Annotated in this window: 18 protein-coding genes and 2 pseudogenes; 11 read left to right on the top strand and 9 right to left on the bottom strand. The window is 37.3% G+C overall.

The window, feature by feature from the left end; all coding sequences use genetic code 11:
- Window positions 1-220: 220 nt before the first annotated feature.
- Together PV403_RS20085 and PV403_RS20080 are read left to right on the top strand one after the other, a co-directional pair.
- Window positions 221-520, top strand: a complete 300-nt coding sequence (locus PV403_RS20085; RefSeq protein WP_332085765.1) for a hypothetical protein — start codon at window positions 221-223, stop codon at window positions 518-520.
- Window positions 521-595: 75 nt separating this feature from the next.
- Window positions 596-1,225, top strand: a complete 630-nt coding sequence (locus tag PV403_RS20080; RefSeq protein ID WP_213536193.1) for a histidine phosphatase family protein — start codon at window positions 596-598, stop codon at window positions 1,223-1,225.
- A gap of 208 nt (window positions 1,226-1,433) precedes the next feature.
- On the opposite strand, the gene PV403_RS20075 is transcribed toward PV403_RS20080, so the two are convergent.
- Window positions 1,434-2,237 (bottom strand): hypothetical protein, encoded by an 804-nt coding sequence (locus tag PV403_RS20075; RefSeq protein ID WP_213536191.1) that lies wholly within the window; start codon window positions 2,235-2,237, stop codon window positions 1,434-1,436.
- 293 nt (window positions 2,238-2,530) lie between these two features.
- Between PV403_RS20075 and PV403_RS20070 the strand changes: the two genes are divergently transcribed.
- The gene (locus PV403_RS20070) at window positions 2,531-6,379 is read left to right on the top strand and encodes an S-layer homology domain-containing protein (RefSeq protein ID WP_332085763.1); all 3,849 of its coding nucleotides are present in this window, start codon (window positions 2,531-2,533) and stop codon (window positions 6,377-6,379) included.
- 542 nt (window positions 6,380-6,921) lie between these two features.
- Here PV403_RS20070 and PV403_RS20065 read toward each other — a convergent pair.
- On the bottom strand, window positions 6,922-7,482 hold the full coding sequence (locus tag PV403_RS20065) for a DUF6241 domain-containing protein (RefSeq protein WP_332085762.1): 561 nt from the start codon (window positions 7,480-7,482) through the stop codon (window positions 6,922-6,924).
- 1,657 nt (window positions 7,483-9,139) lie between these two features.
- Here PV403_RS20065 and PV403_RS20060 point away from each other — a divergent pair.
- The 5 genes from PV403_RS20060 to PV403_RS20040 all read left to right on the top strand — a co-directional run bounded on the left by PV403_RS20060 (window position 9,140) and on the right by PV403_RS20040 (window position 11,694).
- Window positions 9,140-9,592 (top strand): hypothetical protein, encoded by a 453-nt coding sequence (locus tag PV403_RS20060; RefSeq protein ID WP_332085761.1) that lies wholly within the window; start codon window positions 9,140-9,142, stop codon window positions 9,590-9,592.
- A gap of 168 nt (window positions 9,593-9,760) precedes the next feature.
- Window positions 9,761-9,886, top strand: coding sequence for a hypothetical protein (locus PV403_RS20055; protein WP_332085760.1), 126 nt, complete (start codon window positions 9,761-9,763; stop codon window positions 9,884-9,886).
- A gap of 165 nt (window positions 9,887-10,051) precedes the next feature.
- Window positions 10,052-11,212: a hypothetical protein gene (locus PV403_RS20050; RefSeq protein ID WP_332085759.1), complete on the top strand. Its 1,161-nt coding sequence runs from the start codon at window positions 10,052-10,054 to the stop codon at window positions 11,210-11,212.
- The gene (locus PV403_RS20045) at window positions 11,196-11,435 is read left to right on the top strand and encodes a hypothetical protein (protein ID WP_332085757.1); all 240 of its coding nucleotides are present in this window, start codon (window positions 11,196-11,198) and stop codon (window positions 11,433-11,435) included. The genes PV403_RS20050 and PV403_RS20045 overlap by 17 nt, the downstream gene beginning before the upstream one ends.
- 103 nt (window positions 11,436-11,538) lie before the next feature.
- On the top strand, window positions 11,539-11,694 hold the full coding sequence (locus tag PV403_RS20040; protein WP_160036752.1) for a hypothetical protein: 156 nt from the start codon (window positions 11,539-11,541) through the stop codon (window positions 11,692-11,694).
- A 226-nt stretch (window positions 11,695-11,920) separates the two neighbouring features.
- On the opposite strand, the gene PV403_RS20035 is transcribed toward PV403_RS20040, so the two are convergent.
- Complete coding sequence (locus tag PV403_RS20035) at window positions 11,921-12,646, bottom strand: DNA/RNA helicase domain-containing protein (protein WP_332085756.1); 726 nt, start codon at window positions 12,644-12,646, stop codon at window positions 11,921-11,923.
- Between PV403_RS20035 and PV403_RS20030 the strand changes: the two genes are divergently transcribed.
- Window positions 12,635-14,557: a non-ribosomal peptide synthetase family protein gene (locus PV403_RS20030; RefSeq protein WP_332085755.1), complete on the top strand. Its 1,923-nt coding sequence runs from the start codon at window positions 12,635-12,637 to the stop codon at window positions 14,555-14,557. The two genes, PV403_RS20035 and PV403_RS20030, sit on opposite strands and share 12 nt — an antisense overlap.
- Before the next feature lie 326 nt (window positions 14,558-14,883).
- Here the strand turns inward: PV403_RS20030 and PV403_RS25355 are convergent.
- The 5 genes and pseudogenes from PV403_RS25355 to PV403_RS25335 form a co-directional block, all read right to left on the bottom strand.
- Window positions 14,884-15,240, bottom strand: a pseudogene (locus PV403_RS25355) (Tn3 family transposase).
- Between the two features lie 17 nt (window positions 15,241-15,257).
- Window positions 15,258-15,769 (bottom strand): annotated as a pseudogene (locus PV403_RS25350) (Tn3 family transposase).
- A 111-nt stretch (window positions 15,770-15,880) separates the two neighbouring features.
- The gene (locus tag PV403_RS25345) at window positions 15,881-16,204 is read right to left on the bottom strand and encodes a hypothetical protein (RefSeq protein WP_442951782.1); all 324 of its coding nucleotides are present in this window, start codon (window positions 16,202-16,204) and stop codon (window positions 15,881-15,883) included.
- 357 nt (window positions 16,205-16,561) lie between these two features.
- Window positions 16,562-16,786: a DUF4158 domain-containing protein gene (locus tag PV403_RS25340; protein ID WP_442951783.1), complete on the bottom strand. Its 225-nt coding sequence runs from the start codon at window positions 16,784-16,786 to the stop codon at window positions 16,562-16,564.
- 95 nt (window positions 16,787-16,881) lie between these two features.
- Complete coding sequence (locus tag PV403_RS25335; protein WP_442951781.1) at window positions 16,882-17,016, bottom strand: hypothetical protein; 135 nt, start codon at window positions 17,014-17,016, stop codon at window positions 16,882-16,884.
- Between the two features lie 594 nt (window positions 17,017-17,610).
- Here PV403_RS25335 and PV403_RS20020 point away from each other — a divergent pair.
- Window positions 17,611-17,775, top strand: a complete 165-nt coding sequence (locus tag PV403_RS20020; RefSeq protein ID WP_332085753.1) for a hypothetical protein — start codon at window positions 17,611-17,613, stop codon at window positions 17,773-17,775.
- Window positions 17,776-17,928: 153 nt separating this feature from the next.
- Here PV403_RS20020 and PV403_RS20015 read toward each other — a convergent pair whose 3' ends face one another.
- Complete coding sequence (locus PV403_RS20015; RefSeq protein WP_332085752.1) at window positions 17,929-18,792, bottom strand: hypothetical protein; 864 nt, start codon at window positions 18,790-18,792, stop codon at window positions 17,929-17,931.
- A gap of 288 nt (window positions 18,793-19,080) precedes the next feature.
- Here PV403_RS20015 and PV403_RS20010 point away from each other — a divergent pair, with 288 nt between their 5' ends.
- On the top strand, window positions 19,081-20,079 hold the full coding sequence (locus tag PV403_RS20010; RefSeq protein ID WP_332085751.1) for a site-specific integrase: 999 nt from the start codon (window positions 19,081-19,083) through the stop codon (window positions 20,077-20,079).
- The last annotated feature ends 232 nt before the right edge of the window (window positions 20,080-20,311 follow it).

Below are 20,311 nucleotides of genomic sequence, written 5' to 3'. Positions count from 1 at the left end.
TAAACTTCATGTTAGAGCGACCTCCTGATGTGGATTTTAAGGGCTTTTGACCCGTTGCGTACTCCCATCGTACAGAGGCGCTCTTTTTTATTCAAACTCCAAATTTTTCGTTTTACAGGAATTCTAACGGAAAAACGATAGTTCAAGAAGAACAAGTAAGCAACCGATCAACAGCCCAGTTGCTTTTTTTAAACTATTGGAGCAGAAACCTGCTAAATATATGTGGTATTTATGGGGAGAGAATTTAAGTCGTAAACCATTTAAAGTAATTGGAATAAATACAGATACAAAACAAGAGGTAGTTATCTTTAATGATAAAGTTTTAGGTTCAGAGTTAAATGATGCTGATGCCCATACTCCCAGTACAATGGAATTTCCTACTGCTGGTATATGGAACTTAGATGCGTATGTTGGTGAAGAACTGTTTGGAAATATTGTTGTGGAATTAAATAAATTCACTCTTCTTGCACTAACGAGTGCTTTAGTGAAATGTAGGGCTGATAATACAGCTCACTTTTAAGAAGCACGTTACTACAATAAGGAAATAGACTTTAAAGTAGTAATGTAGTAATACCATTGTAAAGGGGAAAAGCGAATGCGTAACATAATCTTGATACAGCATTGTCAATCAGAGCATCATATAAATAATATGTCAGGTGGATGGACAGATACACCATTAACAGAGTTAGGTAGAAAACAAGCACAAACTGTGAGTGAAAAATTAACAAGAATGGTGGGTAATACTGACTTTACATTGTATTCATCTGACTTGTTGAGAGCGTCACAAACAGCAGATATAGTTGGTACACAATTAGATTTAGATGTGATTCAAGATAAAGGTTTACGTGAGATTAATACTGGAGTTGCCGCAGGAAAAACCAAGGATTGGGCAAGAGCTAATAGAAACCCACGATCAAAAAGTAGATTTGATATAGATTATCAGGAATTTCAAGATGGCGAGAGTTGGAGGGAATTTTATATTCGAGTTTGTAATTGTATGGATAGAATATATGATGCAGAAAAAGACAATAATTTATTGATTGTAACGCACGGGGGAACTTTAGGTTACATAATTGCTTGGTGGATGAAGTTTAAACCAGAGATGATAGAAAATGCGTACTTTTCATCGTCAGTAGGTGGAGTTACAGTTCTAAGTCAAAATATTTTTGAGCAAAATGTTATAAAGAAATTTAATGATACATCTCATTTTGACTTATTAAACTAACGAGAAAACGATAATTTAATTAGAAAAAGTAAGCAACCGATCAATAGTCTGGAATACTGTTATTTTCCTCCAGACGCTCTGCGAACGAACCGCTGCTCCGTGCTGAAGCACCCCACTGGAGATCAAGAAAAGGCATAGATTCTTCAATAGATGAGAATCTATGCCCTGCTATTCTTTTAAATGACGAAACAATCAATAAAGAGCGAATTCAGCTGTCCACGGGCTGATAAGGAATCTCTCTGTACAAGTCAAATTTCTCCATAATCTGATTATAGTCGTACACAACTTCGCCTTCATCTACCCTTCCGGAAGCAACTAAGCATGAGGCAGAGGCCCGGCATATCTTATAGAGATTGTTCTCTTCATCTTCTTTTCTGGTTTGCTCAATAATCTCAAATTCATCAGGACTCATGTAGTAGAAAGCGATCATTACATCCTCTATCCCTTTTTGCAGCAAGCTTCTCTGGATTAGGTCAATGTTTTTTGCCTCAGCCATTTTATCTATGCTCTTCGTTTGCTTCACATATACGTTAACAAGAGCAGAGTAATCATAATCCCCGGTTAATGTAGCGGGAGTGTATTTAGTATCCGGCATATTTCCCCAGGCCCCATTATCATATCCGGCGTCGATTTTAATGTCCCTGCCCAAAATGGGAGATATGAGCTCCGATAATTCGCTTTTCAATTTCTCAGCCATAAGGTGATTTATGTAGTCATCCTCAATGATGTCCTTTTCTTCCCAATACTCTATCTTAAACGTTTTTTCGGGCGCATCTACCGGATAAGCCTGTGTTTCAAAGCCCACTACATCTCCAGTGAGTTCTCCAGGAACGTGTATAAAGAGATCATCAGCTGTTTCCACTGTAAATTCCTTTTCATACTTTTCTACAAGGTGTTTTTCGATCTTCGCGGTTGCTGCTTTTTTTTCTGATGTCGAATGTCTGTCACAGGCTGTTAATACTACTGTAAATATCAATGTGATTACAGCCAGAAACCAAATTCTCCGGTTCAAAACCATCCCTCCGCGTATTCGTTATCCCATGTGCGATGTGCTCAAAAATACAGTCAAGTTATAAGGTGTATCTTTTACCATTATATACTACATCCTTAAATGATTTACAGTACTCGATATCTATAATGATAGTCGCAGCAACTTTAAAAATAGTACTGGGGATATGCTCTTTTAATGCATGCATAAATATGGAATTAATTGCATTTACAATATTTATTAATACTGGTAACCTGATCCGGTGTCATTTTTTAAATGATTACAATATTTTATATTTATTGGGAGGTAATGCGTAGGTGGGAAATTTAGGATTAAGAATTCAAAGAAACATGGCAGCTCTATTAGTATTCATCTTATTTGTAGGGTTGTTGCCAGCACAAGTTTTTGCTGCAGAATCAAATGATTTTGGTGACATTAAAGGTCACTGGGCAGAAGAATCTATTTCAAAGGTAGTACAAGCGGGGCTATTTAAAGGAAGTTCAGAAAGTAAATTTGAGCCACAGGGTTCAATGACAAGAGCAATGTTTATTACTGTTTTACATCGGTTATCGGAAAAGTTAGATGGTCCTGATGTTGTACTAAAAGATCAGAGCTTTACTGATGTTCCTCCGAATGCTTGGTACGCGAATGCAATAACTTGGGCTAAAGGGGCAGGGCTTACTGAAGGGTATGGCAATGGAACTTTTGGTCCAAATGATCTACTGAATCGTGAGCAAATTACAGTATTAATGATTAGATTTCTTACTACATATATGGGTTATGATCTAAGTAACTATCAATCTAGCGATTTATTTGCTGATAATGAACAAATTAGTTCTTGGGCTAAGGAAGCAGTATATCAAGCAGTGGCATTAGGACTTATTAAAGGTGAAACAGAAAATACGTTTAATCCTACAGGAAAAGCAAGTCGGGCAGTTGTAGCAGTAATTACTGAGCGTTTTCTAGAAAAGTCTGCTGAACTTAAAGTTGATAAACCAGCACCAACACCACCATCAACACCAACGACACCGCCATCAACACCATCAACACCATCAACACCATCAACACCATCAACACCATCAACACCAACGACACCATCAACACCAGCACCTACACCACCAAGCGGTGAAAGTAACGGAGACGATGAAGGTAGTTCCACGATTAAAGTAACAAATGCAACAATTCAACGTAACGATAAGGAAGTAACAGGTGCAGTTATTCGTTCTGGTGATGAGTTAACGGTTGCTGTAACACCATCTGATGCAACAAAAACTGTGAAATGGTTTGTTAGTGATAAACTTAAAAAAGAAGCAGACACGTATACTGTTGAATCTCTTGATGTAGGCTCAGTCATTACTGCAGAGGTGACTGGTACGGGAGCATATAGTGATACAGTAACTAGTTTGGCGACGGGTACAGTTATAGCGTCCGTATATCTTACTAATAAGGATGTAAATAGTACACCGGTTGTTGTTTCCGATGATGTGATTTATATGGATAAGGAAGGAAATGAGATTACTCTAAATGATACAGATCCTGTTTCTTTCTCCATAACAGCTTCTGAGACTGAAGTTCCTCAAGAGGAAAAAGAAAATGTAGCAGCAACTCTTGAAAATGAATTTGCAGATGCAAATGCCGCTGATCTTGCTATTAATTATTTTGCAATAGATGCTAAATTATTAGTAGAGTCAGAAGACAATACATCTACTGAAATTCATCCGGTTGGAAAAACGACATTAACGCTTTCTAAAGCGAATCTAGGATTGAAGTCAGACGAAGATATTAGTCAGCACGTATTCCTAATCGGACATACAAACAAAAAAGGTGAGCAGGAGAATTCGCTTGGAGAGGTTGTTGAGATTAACGGTGAACAATTTGTTCGAGTTGAGCTTAATGGTCTAAGCACAGTGTATATTGGAAATATTCCTCCATTGACACTTACTTTCGATACAGATGGCGGAAGTTTAATTGAACCTAAAAAAGTAAAGCTTGGCGAGATAACTCCAGCAGTTGACGCTCCTACAAAAGATGGCTATTTCTTTAACGGTTGGAATGTTGATTTGAATAAAACTCCAATCTATATGGATATGACGATTAAAGCTTTATGGCTTGAGGGAGCATATGTTCCAGAAAATCGCTTATCACTTGTAGATGCCAAAGGGGATAAGGTTAAAGATTACAGCTTTGGTGCAAATGGTATAGTTAAGGTTCTTTTATCTGAATCAGTTTCTTATGATGCTGATCTTAATTATATGCTAAACATTACGGCTGCTGATAATGCAGCGAAGTATGCACTTCGGGATTCAGCCGAGGCTGCTACTAGTGCAAAGGTTGAAGATGCTGTTGATGTAAATGGATATATTATTGTTCCAATAACAATTACGGATAAAGATGCTAAAGTAATTACAGGTAATCATTCTTCATTTGTAAAGTGGTTCAATGAAGATGGACAAGTAATTAATTTAGAGTCTGTAACTGTTGCTGTAGAAACAGACGAACGCGCAGCTACTAGAGAACAAACTTTTGCTGTGAATCGCGGAGTTGGAACGGTAGAGGCAGTATTACTAGCTACAAGTGATGAAACCGAGGATTATTATTCCTATTTAAATGGCTACTTAAGCGGAGATGCAGTATATAATAACTATGCTCTTTCTTTAAATGCTTCATTTGAGAAGAATATTTATGGGCAATCCGAAAAACCTGTACAAATTGATTATAATAATTATTCTGGCTTAAAACTGACCTTTACTCCTTTTAAAGATGAATCATATGAGAATGAAGGAGTTAAAGCTAGCGGATACTATTGGGATGAAAATGGTAAACAACAATATATTGATTTAGACGCGAAAATAAGTAATGAAGGCCTTCTAGAAGTGACAACGAAGGCTGATCAAAATCTTAAAGAGATGGCCGGAACATCAAATTATTTATATCTATATATAACGGCTGAGGCTAATGGTCGTAAGCAACAAGTGAATATTAATATTCAAGTATTATCTGAAAATGTAGGAGCAAATCAGGAATATATTAGTACAGACGAGTGGACTGAAGTAGTTGCAGCATTGGAAGAAAACTCACCTATTTATATTTCATACTACGGAGAAGCTATAACCTTAAACAATTTGTTAGAGCTGAAAAAAAATCAATACCTTTCTATTACAAATTCTAACTTTACGATTGGTTCAGGAGGAGAGCTCCAATTAGTTGGAACTGATAACGGAGGATCATATGTTAGTGTCAATAAAGATATCATAGTAGCTAACGGTGGGAAGATTACAACTAACTCGCAGCTAGATTCACAAAAAACTTATTACGGGACTTCTGTATACTCGGATAGCACAATAAGAGTAGAACAAGGTGGAGAAATTTCTGTTCCAGAGCGCGGATTTTTATCTATTCAAGGTAAATCCGGCTTACTTGTACAGCAGGATGGTGCCATTAATGTAAAAGGTAATCTTAGCATTAGAAATAATGCAGAACTTAATGGTGCGCTGAACATCATTGGTTCAAATGAGAATTATACGACCTCTCTTAAAGGTTATGTTAATGTTTATGGAGATCTTACAATTAATAAAATGCTGGACTTAAGTAATAATGGATATGTATCAGTTTCTGGAATGACAACTATCCAAGAAAACAGTGAGCTTCGTTTAAGTAAGGGTAACATGAGTTTAAACGGAAAAACGTATAACCATGGAAAGATTGCTGTACAAGAGGGAGATTTAACGTTATCAAACGTTGGGTACGCAGTTAATAATGATGGTATCATTGATCTTGCAGCAAGCGCTAGATTAATAGTGCCAGGTACTACACTTGTGAATAATAAAACCATTTCAGGCTCTGGTACAGTTATTTTGAAAGAAGAAATTAATGCAGCTGCAAATTATAAAAATGGTATTGAGTATGTGACAATACAAGGAGCTCAGTCTCCAAGTAAATATAGTCGCTATCAGTTTGTGAGTGACCCAGCTGCAACGGTAACAGGTATTATTTATGAAAGTAAAATTTCTGGAACAGGGATTGTAGCTCAGGAAGTAAACATTAATGAAATTAAAATTCCTGAAAATGGCCAAACGGGTATAGCACTTAGTTATGAAGATGATATTTCTACAACAGACATTGAGGATCAACAAATACATGTTATTGAGGTTAAAATTCCTGAATAGTATTGAAGTATGAATAAGGCACGAGCTCTGTATGAAGAGCTCGTGCCTTATTTTATATATGTTTGTAATTGTGGACTACGACCCATTTCTAGATAACCTCTAGTAAACGGAGGTGAAGCCTCCTATCGTACTTGTTTAATTCTCATCTTTCTTATGAATAGACTAGCTAAGCTAGGTAGAGTGTTTGACTAGGTAAAAAGGCCGGGTGTTCAAATCTCTCACGGCGTGGGCATTTATATAACGGGATGTAGCTTTGTATATCAACTGGTTTAAGACCAGGGGGGGAACGCTCATCACGGATTTTCTTAGCTTTCCGGAACGCGTGCCTATCGAGCTCTTTGTCTGGATGCTCACCAGTTCGTACGATACAATCCCATTGTTGTATAAGTCTTTTACTGCTGGGAGATATCTAGCGTTCTTCGGCTTGGTATTACGCTTATTTTGCTGTCTGGCTACACACCTTCAGTCTACAATCAATCTAAAGCAACGAAAGTGGAGTGTGATAGGGCATGTTAAAGGTGGCTTACTCTTGTATAGATGGTTCACCCCCATGTTTTCTTAATAAATTCCTTTTCTTGTTCTGGCGTCGCTACTGCTACCGCTTCAACGTGGTTACTGCTCTCTAATTCACATAAATAATTATGATCTTCGTTAATCTTCAAAAAATCTCCGGCTCTCCATTTCGATGCAATCTCCATTAGTTCACTATAATGGTCCCATTCGACTGTACCTTCTGATTCTAGAATACTGATTAGTTGTTTAATACGTTCTGGTGTCATTTGAACTGAGTTGAGTTTATCGTTAGAGATAACTTTTTGGTGTGTCATAGCATGCATTAAGCTGATCACGTCTTTTTGCGTTGCTTTTGTACTCCCTGCTAACGCGCGTTCCATTACTCTATCAATTTCCTTATCGTTTGATTCTGTCTTGATCTCTTTAATCGTATTTGGCTTTTCTGTATCTATCCGTCCGTGAAGTTCTCCGGCATCACCGCGAATGGTTTGGGTCATGTTGAAATTAATAAGGTTATATGCGGTAAGTGATCCAATCGTGACTACGGAAATGGAAGCAACGATAATCATAATTTTTCTTGTAATCGACATTTTAGATTCCTCCGTAAAGTTCTGGTTGTTGTCTACTTTGTAATAGAGCCAATTTACTATCAGACTATGTGCTGTCAATAATCTAGATAGAGAATGAGAAAAAGCTAATCCTGAAGGATAAGCTTTTGTGAAATTTATTGCACACTGCGGTTTTTATAGCTTAAACAGGAGGTGATAGATCAAACCCATATACAGGGATTTCTCCCTTATTTCAAAGGTTATTACCTGGTAGTTCATTACCAATTGTATATGGGACTTGATCAATACTACATGAAAGTGCCGCTATGGTAAGCTACTGGCATCCTGTTTTCTTCATTTTTGTTGTGTTAAGGTAACGAGCACTTCGTTTCATGTAAATCTCTTTCCTCGTTTATAATATCTCATCCTTTTAACGTATAGCAGGATAGAAATGTTTCATATTTACAAAAATCTGTTTCATAGGAATGAATCTATCCTGCAAAGTAAGATACCATACCTGAACTGTTTGTATTAAATATTACTGGATTAAAAATAATTACATCTATAGATCTATGAATGAGATGATGCTTAGCATCTTTTTACACTAGATATATGATTAATACACTATATGAATATTTCATAATAGAAAGCATACATATATCGCATACGAATTGAACTTACCCATACTTTTGAAGTCTCACCATACATTAGAGTGGAAAAAGGATCGTAAATAAGCTCCGGTATTAGTTTATCTATTCTACATATTAAGGCAAAGATATAGACAGTATTGGTTATGGGAGAGACTTGTTAAGTAGCCGGGGATATTAAATATATAGAGATTTGATATATAAGGGAAGTAAAAAGAGTTAGCAGCTTTAAGATCATCTCTACATAAAGAGTGTGAATTATTAAGAGGGAGTGGAATAAAGCAGCTAGTGGTAGTTTTTCTCTTTTGATCTTTTGAAGAAAATCAGTCAAGATAATAAACTGCGTTTATTTCATTAAGTAATTAGTGAAGTGGGCTGATACTACCCGCTCTAAAACGGCTACGCCGCTAAAGAGCGGATACGCACCGCTGGCGGGTTACTTCAGTCGATAACAAGAGCGCCTAAGCCGGAAAAGTCGTCTTGGCTAAAGCGCTCTAGGTTCCTGTCTGTCGCTTAACACCGCGCCACGGGGCCAAAAAGCTAAGGGATTTTGAGGGTAGTTCATAGAAGGCATGGCTGCATCATGAATGTTCCGCGCTGCTCCACTTATCATCAAGCCGCCACGCAAGATGAAGCACCATGATCCGCTGCGCTCCTTCATCGTGCAAAGGATAAGAGATATAGAGAAGGAAAAGGGGAGAACCGGCAGCTGCCGGTTCTTTTTTAATCTAGCGTTTTACGCCTTTTGCCTTCCGCATGGTAACAAGGGCAAAGCGACTAACCTTCCAGGAGGCCGAGCCTCTGGCTTCACCTCTCCACCTCCTGAAAGCTAAGTCGCTAAAGCGGCATGTTCAAGGGGCCGAAAAGTTTTTTCTTCTTCTAGCAAGAAAATGCAGATGAAAAAATTTTTCGGCTGAAACCCTTGATCATACCGCTATGCCCTTGTTTCCAAGCTACGCGTTAAAAGGCGAAAAAACGCCCTTTCGGGACCTGATCCCATGCGGTAGGCAAAAGAGTGAGTGCTACGTAGCACAAGAAAAGGAGAGGTGAAAATGATATTTAATAAAGACTTCATGAAATTTTCTAGTTTGTATCAAACAGTTGAACGCACCTGTGAATGTAATTCAGCAGAAGACTGTGCGATCTGTGAGGGAGAGGGAAAGGTTACAGTACTGGATGGGAGGGACGAGTCTCAGTACTGGCACAGGATGCAAGAGGAATTGGTATACCGATTAGAGGCTGATTTTTATGAATCCAATTTTGTAACGGACATTTACCGAAAAGAAGACAAGTTATGTATTACTTATGTAGGCGGAAAATTTCATCCAGCCCAAACGTTCTGGTTTGATATTAAGTTTTTAAATAAACTAGCATGCCACAGTGAAAGTCAAGTACATTTATGGACGGTATCGATTGGTGAAATACATGCTTTGTCTTCTGATGTGTATAACGAGGTCATCGTTCCTTTTTTTAAAGATGAGTTAGCAGGAATAGGACATTTATAGAGTTTTTATATTTCACGATGGATGAGCTAAATGAATCCGCTTGGAAGATAATAGCTACTGTTAAGCAAGGCATTGTGATTTTTCGTCTAATAACGAGCCGTAGGTAAAACTTTGACTTTAGTGCATTTAAATAGATTATCCAAATAAATGAAGAGAGGGAGATTAGAGATGAAGGAAAGACAAAAAGCTTATGCACGAAAAGCGCTGGATAAAAAGTTTGTTCAATTAGTGCCAGATGAAGAAGAGCAGCTAGATATCGGGTATTTCAAGTATGTTCAATTACAGAGATCCTAAGAGAAGTAGACCACTTATCTTTTCTATTAAACAGCCCATTACAAAAGTTAAATCTCCATGGAGGATCTTTGTTATCTGTGTAATGAGTAGAGTTCAAAAAATAAGCTGTGATTTATAAGTATATGCTACAATATGGTAGATTTTAGATTAAGGGAGGTACTATCTTTGCCTGGTGAAGATAAAGATCCAGAAAAACGAAGCGAGATGCTTTTTTGGCTAAATTTAATCGAGAGAAACTTTGATGCTCCTCTTTTAAAGGGCCGTAATCGTTTTAGTGAAGCCCAGGGATGGGTTGGAATTTGGCTGATTCGATCACTAATCGGAACAAGCTATAAAAAGGTTCCGGAGGATAGTGTAAATACAGTATTCTCTTTCTTCTCGAACCAATGGCAAACATGGATTACATATTTGGGTTTAATCGGTGTATGGGGTATTTCCGGAACGTTAAATCTGCAATTACCCGCTTGGCAGCCCGCAATAGCTTATGGAGTTATCGCCATTTCTTTGTTAATGTCGATGGTCGCAAATTTGATGCGTATGCTAAACCTTAACGATCCCTATTTTAACTCAAATGCATACAAGCTATTTAAGCGTCAGGAATACAACATGTTTCTTCCTTACTTCAAAGAACATAAGTTAACTTTTAAAGATGCTCAAGAATGGGTAAAGCTCATGTACAAAGAGAATAACCTTGATGCAGTGGTCGCTGAACACAAAGATATGAACAGACGATATCGAGGTATTATAGAAGATCTCAAGGTTTCCGTACAATCAAGTGATGATAATTTAAAAGAAATGGAAGAGCGGATAAATGAGCTTGACCAGCAAATCAAGCTTCTGCAGCGGCTTGCTAAGGTCAACGAAGATGGTTTTAATAACGCGATTAGCACGATATACCGCCTTCGCACTGAGGACCGATTATTCAACACTTCTGACCTTAGAGTGGTGACAGACTTTTCTTTATTTGAGTTAGAAGGGACTTTATTACGTAGACTTTGCGAGCTGGGGACAACCGAGACCCCAAGAGAAATAGACATATATGATTCAGATTATGAACATTACTCTTCTATTAAATTGGTACAAGGAGAAAACACAATTGAATATGCAACCAGTGATCGTGAAGGCAGGACTGTTGCTAGTTATTGGATTGAGTTGCCATCAAAAAGAATACTGATATATAATTTTCACTATGAGTCTACAAATATGAATATGAATGATATAATAGAGACAAAAGAGATGTATCGCTATATTAAAGGAATTTGTATGCATCTAGATGAAAGAGGACTTATAAATAAGGAGGGACGCCGCCATGTTGCAACAAACTAATGTTTCAACTAAACGCTCGACTCAAGGACTCAAAGCAAGTAATGAACGATTGCAAGCCATTACTAAAAATATTAACCGAATCCAAAAACAGAGCGCGCGGGCATGGACTTCCGCAGAAATGAATATGATCCGTACAAAAGAACTGCGGGAAGACTTGGATAAATTACTAATTGAACAAGAAGAGAGTCTTATTAGACTTACAACTCTTGCAGGTAGATCATAAATAGTACCATTTAAACAAAAAAGGAGCCTAGTAGGGCTCCTTTTTTGTTTAGTTTTCATAAATTCGTAAATACTGATCCTATTACCATAAAGGGGTAGAGATCATGAGGACGAAAAATAATAAGGTAATTCGTGGTAAGTTTCGATTAGGTGAAAATGCCTTTCCTTCCTCAAAAGAGAAAAGGGAGAAAATCGAAAGTGAAATCGCAAGTATTAATAAAAAGATAGCATCCATTAGAAAACAAAAAAGTAAGGAATAACAACAAGCTATATCTAATGAACAACTTTACTTTGAGGCTCTTGAGTTCTAACTATGTTGATCCGCTGCCACTCTTCTATTCATGGGTCAATATTTACTTAGAGGGAGCAGCTACATCTCATTTTGAGGGCGTATGAGTTCGATAACGAACACCATTTGGCAACTCAAATTCATTATATGATTTTTCAATTGTATCAAGAGTATAAGTCATATGGTTACCCTTCTAGTTATAGAATGGGTAATTCTAATACTTCTTTCAGCAATGTCCAAGTTTGAGCGAGCTGTGGTTTCGGTGGAATATAAATAATTGTTGTATCGCGTCCACGCGTTAAGAGGACACGGTATGTATTTAATTTCATTTGTACCGGGCTTTTTGCGCCATTTTTAGTATGAGTGGCTATCCAGTTTTGACCGTTCCAGCACAAATCTTCATCCCAATGAACAATTGCACAATCGAGCTCTAATCCTTGTGTTTGAAATTCTGTAGCTGCATATTGCAAATTCTTACAGTAGTAAGGGCTAGCAGGATAATTAAAATAGGCTGTGGCTGGTTTAGGTAATTCATTTCGATTCCCAAAAGGTATAACGGGTACTTTTTTTAACCCATCTGCACCTGAAGCACAAATCAAACCAAATGTTTTATGATCCTCTGCATAGAGCCCTCTAATGTGAGCTGTCGCTTTTCTTAAACTATCTGTTATGAGTACAGGGTAACGCTGCTTTTCTAATGGTTTCTTGTAGTAGTTCGCTTGATGAATATCACCATCCAGCAAAGTATTTACAAACGCATAGTGATTCAGCGCGGCATGTGAACGTAGAGAACAGTTTAAATGAAGATGTTCATGTTGTTCATAATGTTCAGCGTTCCTAAATAACTTGTTTTCATGTTTTGCATGTATGTCATTTACACATCCGGAACCACAGGGAAGCCGAAGGGCGTAATGGTCGAGCATAAAGGGCTACCTAATGTAATTCTGCATTGCCAGAAACTTTTGAAATTGTCCATTGAAGACCGTGTAGGTCAGTTCGCTAGTATTTCTTTTGATGCTTCAGTATGGAATATTTGCTTGGGCTTACTAACAGGTTCAACTTTAGTTTTAATTCCTGAAAAGGTCATCAAGGACAAGCCATCTTTTGAGGACTACATCGATAAAAAGAAAGTCTCTATTCTTATGCTTCCCCCTTCTTATTTGGGACATTTAAGTATTAATAACATGATTACATTACGACATGTGATATGTGGAGGAGAGGTAAGTTCTACAAAATTGGTGCAAAAATGGAAAAATATATATATCAATGCTTACGGTCCCACAGAAGCAACGATTATGAGCACACTATGGATGGCTGATAAAGAAGAGGATATACAATTGAGTGTCCCAATTGGCAAATCAATTGATAACACTCAATTGTATATCCTAAACAATAATCTACAACTGCAACCTATAGGAGTGCCGGGTGAACTTTATATCAGTGGTGTCGGGGTAGCAAGAGGATATCTAAACCGTCCAGAGCTGACTGCAGAAAAATTTGTTTCAAACCCATTTGTTCCAGACGAACGCATGTACCGAACGGGAGATTTGGCAAGATGGTTACCGGATGGAAACCTTGAATACCTTGGGCGTATAGACCATCAAATTAAAATCCGCGGATACCGCATTGAGCTAGGGGAAATTGAAAATGTCCTCCTAGGTCACAAGCAAGTAAAAGATACCTTGGTACTGGCGAAGTATGATCCGGAGGGGGAAGCTTACTTATGTGGGTATGTTGTGACGGAAACACCGGCAGATATACATGAGATTAAGACGTATCTTGAAAAGCAGCTGCCCAGATACATGGTGCCCGCTTTTATTATCCCAGTTGTCGAAATGCCGCTGACCGCTAATGGAAAAGTAGATCGTAACGCTTTGCCGGATCCCGTAGTGTCTAACCTTGGATTAGACGAATATCAGGCACCCGAGACAGCATTTGAAATTGCCCTTACTGAGATTTGGCAAAAGGTCCTGGGGATGGAGCATATCGGAGTCACTCAAAACTTTTTTGACTTGGGCGGCAACTCGTTAAAAGTAATTGATTTGATTAGCAAGGTACAAACGAAATTAGAAATTAATGTACAATTACAATCAATCTTTATTCATCCTACTATACGGTCATTCTCTAATTATATTCAATTACAATCAGATTCTCGAATTCAGCCTTTGTTACTAAATAAAGAAAATGAATTCTCTGTATTCTGTTTTCCACCTATAATAGGCGATACTACAATTTTTAGAAATTTGACTAACCATATTGACTCACATTCATTTTGGGGATTAGATTTTATTGAAGATGAAAATCGTTTAGATTGGTATGTAGATTGGATTTATGAGAAACAGAAAACCGGACCCTATAAGCTTCTAGGCTATTCAGCCGGGGGACTATTAGCTTATGAAGTTGCAAAAAGGTTAGAGGAAGAAGGTTCTTCAGTAACTGATGTCATCATATTAGACACTAATCCAACTACATCAGATATATATGAAACTGATAAAGAACTGCTAAAAGATGCGAATGATCAAATTGAGTATTTTTTATCTGAGCAAGGTTACGCTGAATACTTTGATGAAAAATTAAAAAAACAATATACAGAGAAGGTAGTTAATTATCTGCGATATATAAATAAACTTGAAACTAGCAAACGTATAAAAGCTAATATCCACCATATAAGCTCTGTAACAAGTTCATTAAGTAAAGAGAAGTGGGCTTCCATATCTGATAAGTGTATGTTTTATCAAGGATATGGAACCCACAACGAGATGTTGTCGGAATCAAATTTGTATCACAACGCCAGACTAATAAATAGTGTACTGGAATCATGTCTTAAAGTATAAGTTTAGACCTATAACAACCAAACTAATTAATAAATAGCCGGTGGTTAAAAATCATCGGTTATTTATATTGGAAGAGAGAGGGATTGTGTTTTTATGAATGATTTAATGAAAATATTAAAGATTAATGATGCAATTTAAAAAACTTAATATTCATCCCTTTTACAGGAGGATATTCCCTATTTTTAAGGGAACTGAAAAGTTATTTACAAGGTGAATTTGTACTGTATGAGGTCCGGTTTACAACGTTAAGGGATTTTTCCTGACGGAAACGCCTATTTTAACAACATTACGGAATTCGTAATGGTCGAAGTTCTTTTGGATTATTGCTACTTTCCTCTAAAATGGTATTCACCTAAGAAATTAATATGCTCCCAACCGAGTGGGGAAATATGAGGTAATAGTTCTCCTTTGAAATGTCCTTGGCTCTTTTGGCGCTTAAGTGCCTCTGTTAAATAAATCGTATTCCATACGTTAATCGCGTTGATAATGATATTTAGGACGCTGGCACGTTATAATTGATGCTGCATTGTTCGTTCTCGCATCTCGCCTTGTTTCCCAAAGAAAATTGCACGTGCTAAAGCATTCATAGCTTCACCTTTGTTCAAGCCCTTCTGAATTTTCCTTCTTAGTGACTCATCTGAAATATAATTTAAAACAAAAATTGTTTTTTCAATCCGTCCCATTTCTCTTAAAGCTGTGGCTAAACTATTTGTCTTGAATAAGATCCTAGCTTGCCCATGATGAGGGAGGCAGACACCATTCCTTCATGTAAAGAATGTGCTAAACGTAGGCATTCTGTGTAATAGGATGAGAACTGGTCACTTGTAAAGCGATAAATTGTTGTGCCTTTCCTGTGCCATAATGTGGATTGGCTTCTGCGTGTAAGGAAGAAACGCTTACTTGCATAGTATACTACGGATGCAGATGTCGTACCGTCTCCCCAATACGAAGCCATTTTTAACCTGTGTTGATAATTCAATAAGGTCGCTTGTGCGCGATTCATTGTATCTTCGCGCATGCGCCAATGAGCGATAATGGCCAACTGTTTATAGTTACACCCGGCGTTGCATCAGCCATTTTACTTAAGCCAATATTTGTTCCCATGCCAATTAAAGCAGCCATGAGTAACACCGTTTCCTCTTTATTGGGCTTTCGATTTGACGAAGCATGTGTAAATTGCTCATGAAATCCTGTTAAATGTGCAACGTCCATTAAGAGATCGGTTAATTTAATACGTGGTAACGGCTTATATAAACTCACGCTATACGTCTGTGCCTCTGTTGAAAAATCTTTTCTAATCGAGCCAACGATAATCGCCCTTTTTCAAGTGAAACGCTGTCTCTCTAAGCTTGCCATTTGCTCTTGCAAGTACTCTTCATAAGCAATGGGGACAGCGAGTCGTGTTTGTTGTTTATCAGCCTGCCACTGTTCAGCTGTATACAAATACTCCTCGAAATCTCTGTATTGCTTACTTCCCTCAATAGAAATATCACCAGCTCGCACGTGTTCACGTAATTCGATTAAAACAACCATTTCATAATAGTGACGATTAATGTACCCATCTTCATATAAATGCTTTTTCCAACGTGCAGAAATAAAATTGATGGGTGCATCGATCGGTACTTTTCGTTTTCCAGAATCGTTCATCTCACGTAATAGCTCAACAGCTTCTAATAGAGGCTCGTTTGCTTTTGTTGAACGAAAGTCCAGTACACGTAGTAGCGTTGGCGTATATATTCGAAGGGCGTAAAATCATTTTTGTAGTAAATCAAAATAATCGTAATCCGGGTCGTGCTAAGCTCCTTTGCTTCTTCAATGGATGTAACAAATGTATCCCCCACTAACACGGATTCTAATACATCAAAAACGTTCAGATTCTCTTGTCTTGCCTTAATAAGTGCCTGCCCAATGTTTGTGAAGTGAATAATTTTTTCATTTAATTTCTCGTGTTTCCCATACAACCCGTTAAAGCGTTGTTAAGGCAGGAAAAATGATTTTCTGTTGTCATAAATATTCAAAACATGTATTTAATAAATACAGCAAATCCCCATTCTCTAAGGCAAGGGGCAGCAGATACTTTAAAAGTTGCAGATATCCCTTACTTGTGAATTCCTGATAACTGTACACTTTGCGAATTTCTTTTAAGTGATCCCATAATGTATTTTCTTTTTGCCCATAAGAATGAATGGCTGCTGCGGGGACATGGATTTGTTGAGCAATATACTGGATAACGCTATGTGGTATGCTTTTAAGATGCGTGTAAGACCAACCTGGATAGCGTAAAACCGCTGTACGGCAAAGCTTAAGCGATTGTCCTCACTTCTTCATTTTAAAATGATGGCTAAATCCTGCTCTGAAAACGTATAGTATGATCCTAAAATCCATTCGTCAGCAGGTATTTGCATCAACTCATTTCGTTGATTTTCTGTTAATAGTTCCCGTTCTCTTGAAGTTTTCATGATTCACCAACCTTATTATTAATAATAAGAACAGTAAGTCCACTGTCATTTTAAATGATAGTGGACTACTTAGGGTCCTGCCGACAAAACGTGGGTATTGTACGCTATGGTATTTTTAGAAGGATAAATTCCAATTTCTTTTACTTTAAGAGGAATATAAGCATACAAAACATATGAACGTCACTTGCATTTGTAATATAAAAATCCCCCTACTTTTTATGAAGTGCACCCCTTAGAATAAACATTGGAAAAACCCCTGGGTTTAACCGATGAAATTATAGGGGGTGTATTTTTCATGGCAATGAAAGGTCAAAAGTTTAAGACATATTCTAAGGAACTCAAGATGGAGGCAATTCGTTTGCACGTAGAGGGTTTGTAGTTCTATTCATCTTCCAAAATAATTTCTCCTGCTTCAATTCCTTTTAGAACTTCTTTCCAACTTTCCTTTGAAAACTTATTCTTATCCGACAATTTAACTGCAGAAATCTCTGAATATCCGTTTGGACTTTCTGTTTTATTTTCTTTTTCTGAGACTAATGTTGCAATCTTATTTTTTCCTGATCCACTTCTTTTGATACAGATGGTGTATTTTCTTTGGCTAATGCAGAACCTACTACTCCAATGCTTCCAAGCGTCGATAATGCAACAGAGGAATCAACTTATATTAATCTGAACAACGTCAGTGAAATTGTTGAAATGAATGGAATTAGTCGAGCTACGATTTATCGCTATTTAAAACAAGAGCAGCACAACATTTAGAGTTGAGCATTCTCTTATTTTGTATCCAATTTTCCTTAACGTTGTAAATCCGCATTTTTCTGACGGGACCCATGTATGGACACTATTCTCGCTTTAAAGATTCGATAACAAATCATTGTGTGGATTAGATCTAATGGAACAACTCATTAAGCCTCATTTGTTTGTTTCTTTCTTCTCTGTTATTGCTTCATTGCTATTTTCCTGTTTCTTTACATTATTTAATTCATATATTTTTTGAATCTTTTCTTGCCAATTCATTTTTTCTTCTAATATGGCTTCTTTCAAAGATAAAGCATGCTCTCGCTTTAAGTTTTCCATAACTTGTGTGAATTCAGATTTCTTCCGGTCTAGTTTTTCTTCAGCCTCTCTGATCTTCATCTCATTCTCTTTTTGAATTTGAGTAAATTCCTCTTTTTGCTTACTAAGTGTTTCCTCTACAGAGTTTATATCTTCTATATGTTTATCCTTCAGCTTCTGTATTTCAATTTTCAATTGTTCATTCTCTGATGTTAAACCATCGTACGCCTTCATCTCTTTTTGCAGCAGTTGATTTTTATCAGTTAAGAGCCGGTTCATTTCTTCCAAGGTTTCTGCTGCTTTAACATGCTGATTCATTTTAACCTGAAGATCTTTATTCTCTAAAGTAACTCTCTCTAACTCTTCGGCATATTTCTTGTTTTCTTTTGTCAGTTCTGCTACCTGATCTTTAAGATCATTCAATTCATTTTTTGAAGCATCAACTAACTTCTTAGCTTCCTCTTTACTCTCACTTACCGCCGTATCTCCACGCTGATAAACCCTAATAAACAAATTAAAAATAATATTCATGTGTTTCTCCAGATCTTTTAAATCGTACTCCAACTCTGGATTCGTTTCACGGATATTATGTAATGTTTCTAAAGTCATGAGAGACCTAAGCCACTCAGCGCCTTCCATACCTGATTCTGCAATCTTCTCATTTACTAATTTTTTTAAATCACTATCCATTTTGAATGATTTCACATCATCTTTAGCCATCCCTAATTCTCCTTTTTGGTAAACCCGTAAACCCTTGATATGTTGTATAGTTTACCGGTTTACCGTAATATATAGTATAACTATAACATAAAAATACGAGGTAAATATAGCATGAAATGTGCCTGGAAAGGTGGTATAATAACGATAGATTTCTAAGTTCCGATAAGATAAACGTATCGGAACTTAGAAATGGAAAGAAAAAGAGGGAGAAGAGAGAATGATGAAGAAGTAAGAGAAGTAATAATAGTAAAGTAAAAGATGAAAGAGAGAATTAAGAGGTGATAAATAATGAACGACAATATACATAGTAATGGTTTTTCCTTAGCCAGAGATCAGGATAGCAGAATACAAGAAGCAAGCGAGATATTGCACGCTCTTATGGATGAGGCAAATACATATGTCTCTAATGCAAAAGCGAAAAACACCGTGCGTTCCTACCAATCTGATTGGAGACATTTTACATCATGGTGCGAAAACTTTGGATTATCTTCGTTACCTACTACCGAGGAGACTTATGCGCTCTATCTAACGAGTCTTGCTAAAGAAGGAAAGAAAGCAAGTACAATCCAAAGGAGGATAAGTGCAATTAGCCAGGCGCATACGGCTGCAGGATATGAGTCGCCTAATACCAATAAGATTCGTATGGTTTGGGCTGGTATTAAACGTACGATCGGAACAGAAGAGAAGGGGAAAGATCCTATAATCCTAGATACACTTAAGCAGATTCTGGATGTCATCCCTGATCGACTTCTCGGAATAAGAGATCGTGCGTTACTTTTACTTGGATTTGCAGGTGCTTTTAGGAGAAGCGAACTTGTTGGCATTGATGTAGAGGATATTAAACCGGTTAAAGAAGGAATTGTAATTTCTTTAAAGACTTCAAAAACGAATCAAGAAGGGAAGAAGGAAGTAGTTGCTATTCCATACGGAGAGAATCAAGATACCTGTCCTGTTCATGCGATTAATAAGTGGTTAGATGCAGCGAATATATCCGAGGGAGCAGTATTTAGATCCATTAATAGGCATGGACAGGTTTCTGGAAAAAGGTTATCTGATAAAGCGGTGGCTATTACAGTGAAGCGATATATTGAAGCTGTAGGCCTTAATGAAGAAAATTATTCGGGGCATAGCTTACGATCTGGATTTGCGACAACTGCTGCTATGCTAGGAAAGAGTGAGAGATCTATTATGAAGCAATCTCGTCACAAATCTGATTATATGGTTCGTAAGTATATTAGGCATACCTCGCTGTTTGAAGAAAATGCAGCAACAGATATAGGGCTATAGAAGTAAGTACCCATCTTGATACTCAAATATAAGCTCGTTGATTCGAATGTACGTCCAATCTTTTTCTAACGGCTAACAAAAAGTGTTTTTCTTTCTTCGTTTCTTCATTATATCGATTAGATGTTTGATTTTTCATTGTCGGCGTAAAAAAAGAGCCCCTCAGGTTCTCCAGTGTTTGAGTTCAGTTCATGTAACATGTTCTCTTTTTTCACTGTTTACCATGAGGGGATAA

The sequence above is a fragment of the Paenibacillus sp. GYB006 genome (assembly GCF_036577645.1).
In the GTDB taxonomy this organism is placed as follows: Bacteria; Bacillota; Bacilli; order Paenibacillales; family Paenibacillaceae; genus Paenibacillus.
This window is presented reverse-complemented; position numbering and strand designations above follow the sequence as displayed.

What these genes read in the sequence shown, in the direction of transcription:
- PV403_RS20085 (WP_332085765.1), top strand. Translation starts at nt 221, where the DNA reads ATGTGGTATTTATGGGGAGAGAATTTAAGTCGTAAACCATTTAAAGTA.
- PV403_RS20080 (WP_213536193.1), top strand. Translation starts at nt 596, where the DNA reads ATGCGTAACATAATCTTGATACAGCATTGTCAATCAGAGCATCATATA.
- PV403_RS20065 (WP_332085762.1), bottom strand. Translation starts at nt 7,482, where the DNA reads ATGTCGATTACAAGAAAAATTATGATTATCGTTGCTTCCATTTCCGTA.
- PV403_RS20060 (WP_332085761.1), top strand. Translation starts at nt 9,140, where the DNA reads ATGATATTTAATAAAGACTTCATGAAATTTTCTAGTTTGTATCAAACA.
- PV403_RS20055 (WP_332085760.1), top strand. Translation starts at nt 9,761, where the DNA reads ATGAAGGAAAGACAAAAAGCTTATGCACGAAAAGCGCTGGATAAAAAG.
- PV403_RS20045 (WP_332085757.1), top strand. Translation starts at nt 11,196, where the DNA reads ATGTTGCAACAAACTAATGTTTCAACTAAACGCTCGACTCAAGGACTC.
- PV403_RS20040 (WP_160036752.1), top strand. Translation starts at nt 11,539, where the DNA reads ATGAGGACGAAAAATAATAAGGTAATTCGTGGTAAGTTTCGATTAGGT.
- PV403_RS20030 (WP_332085755.1), top strand. Translation starts at nt 12,635, where the DNA reads ATGGTCGAGCATAAAGGGCTACCTAATGTAATTCTGCATTGCCAGAAA.
- PV403_RS20035 (WP_332085756.1), bottom strand. Translation starts at nt 12,646, where the DNA reads ATGCTCGACCATTACGCCCTTCGGCTTCCCTGTGGTTCCGGATGTGTA.
- PV403_RS25345 (WP_442951782.1), bottom strand. Translation starts at nt 16,204, where the DNA reads ATGAACGATTCTGGAAAACGAAAAGTACCGATCGATGCACCCATCAAT.
- PV403_RS25335 (WP_442951781.1), bottom strand. Translation starts at nt 17,016, where the DNA reads ATGAAAACTTCAAGAGAACGGGAACTATTAACAGAAAATCAACGAAAT.
- PV403_RS20015 (WP_332085752.1), bottom strand. Translation starts at nt 18,792, where the DNA reads ATGGCTAAAGATGATGTGAAATCATTCAAAATGGATAGTGATTTAAAA.
- PV403_RS20010 (WP_332085751.1), top strand. Translation starts at nt 19,081, where the DNA reads ATGAACGACAATATACATAGTAATGGTTTTTCCTTAGCCAGAGATCAG.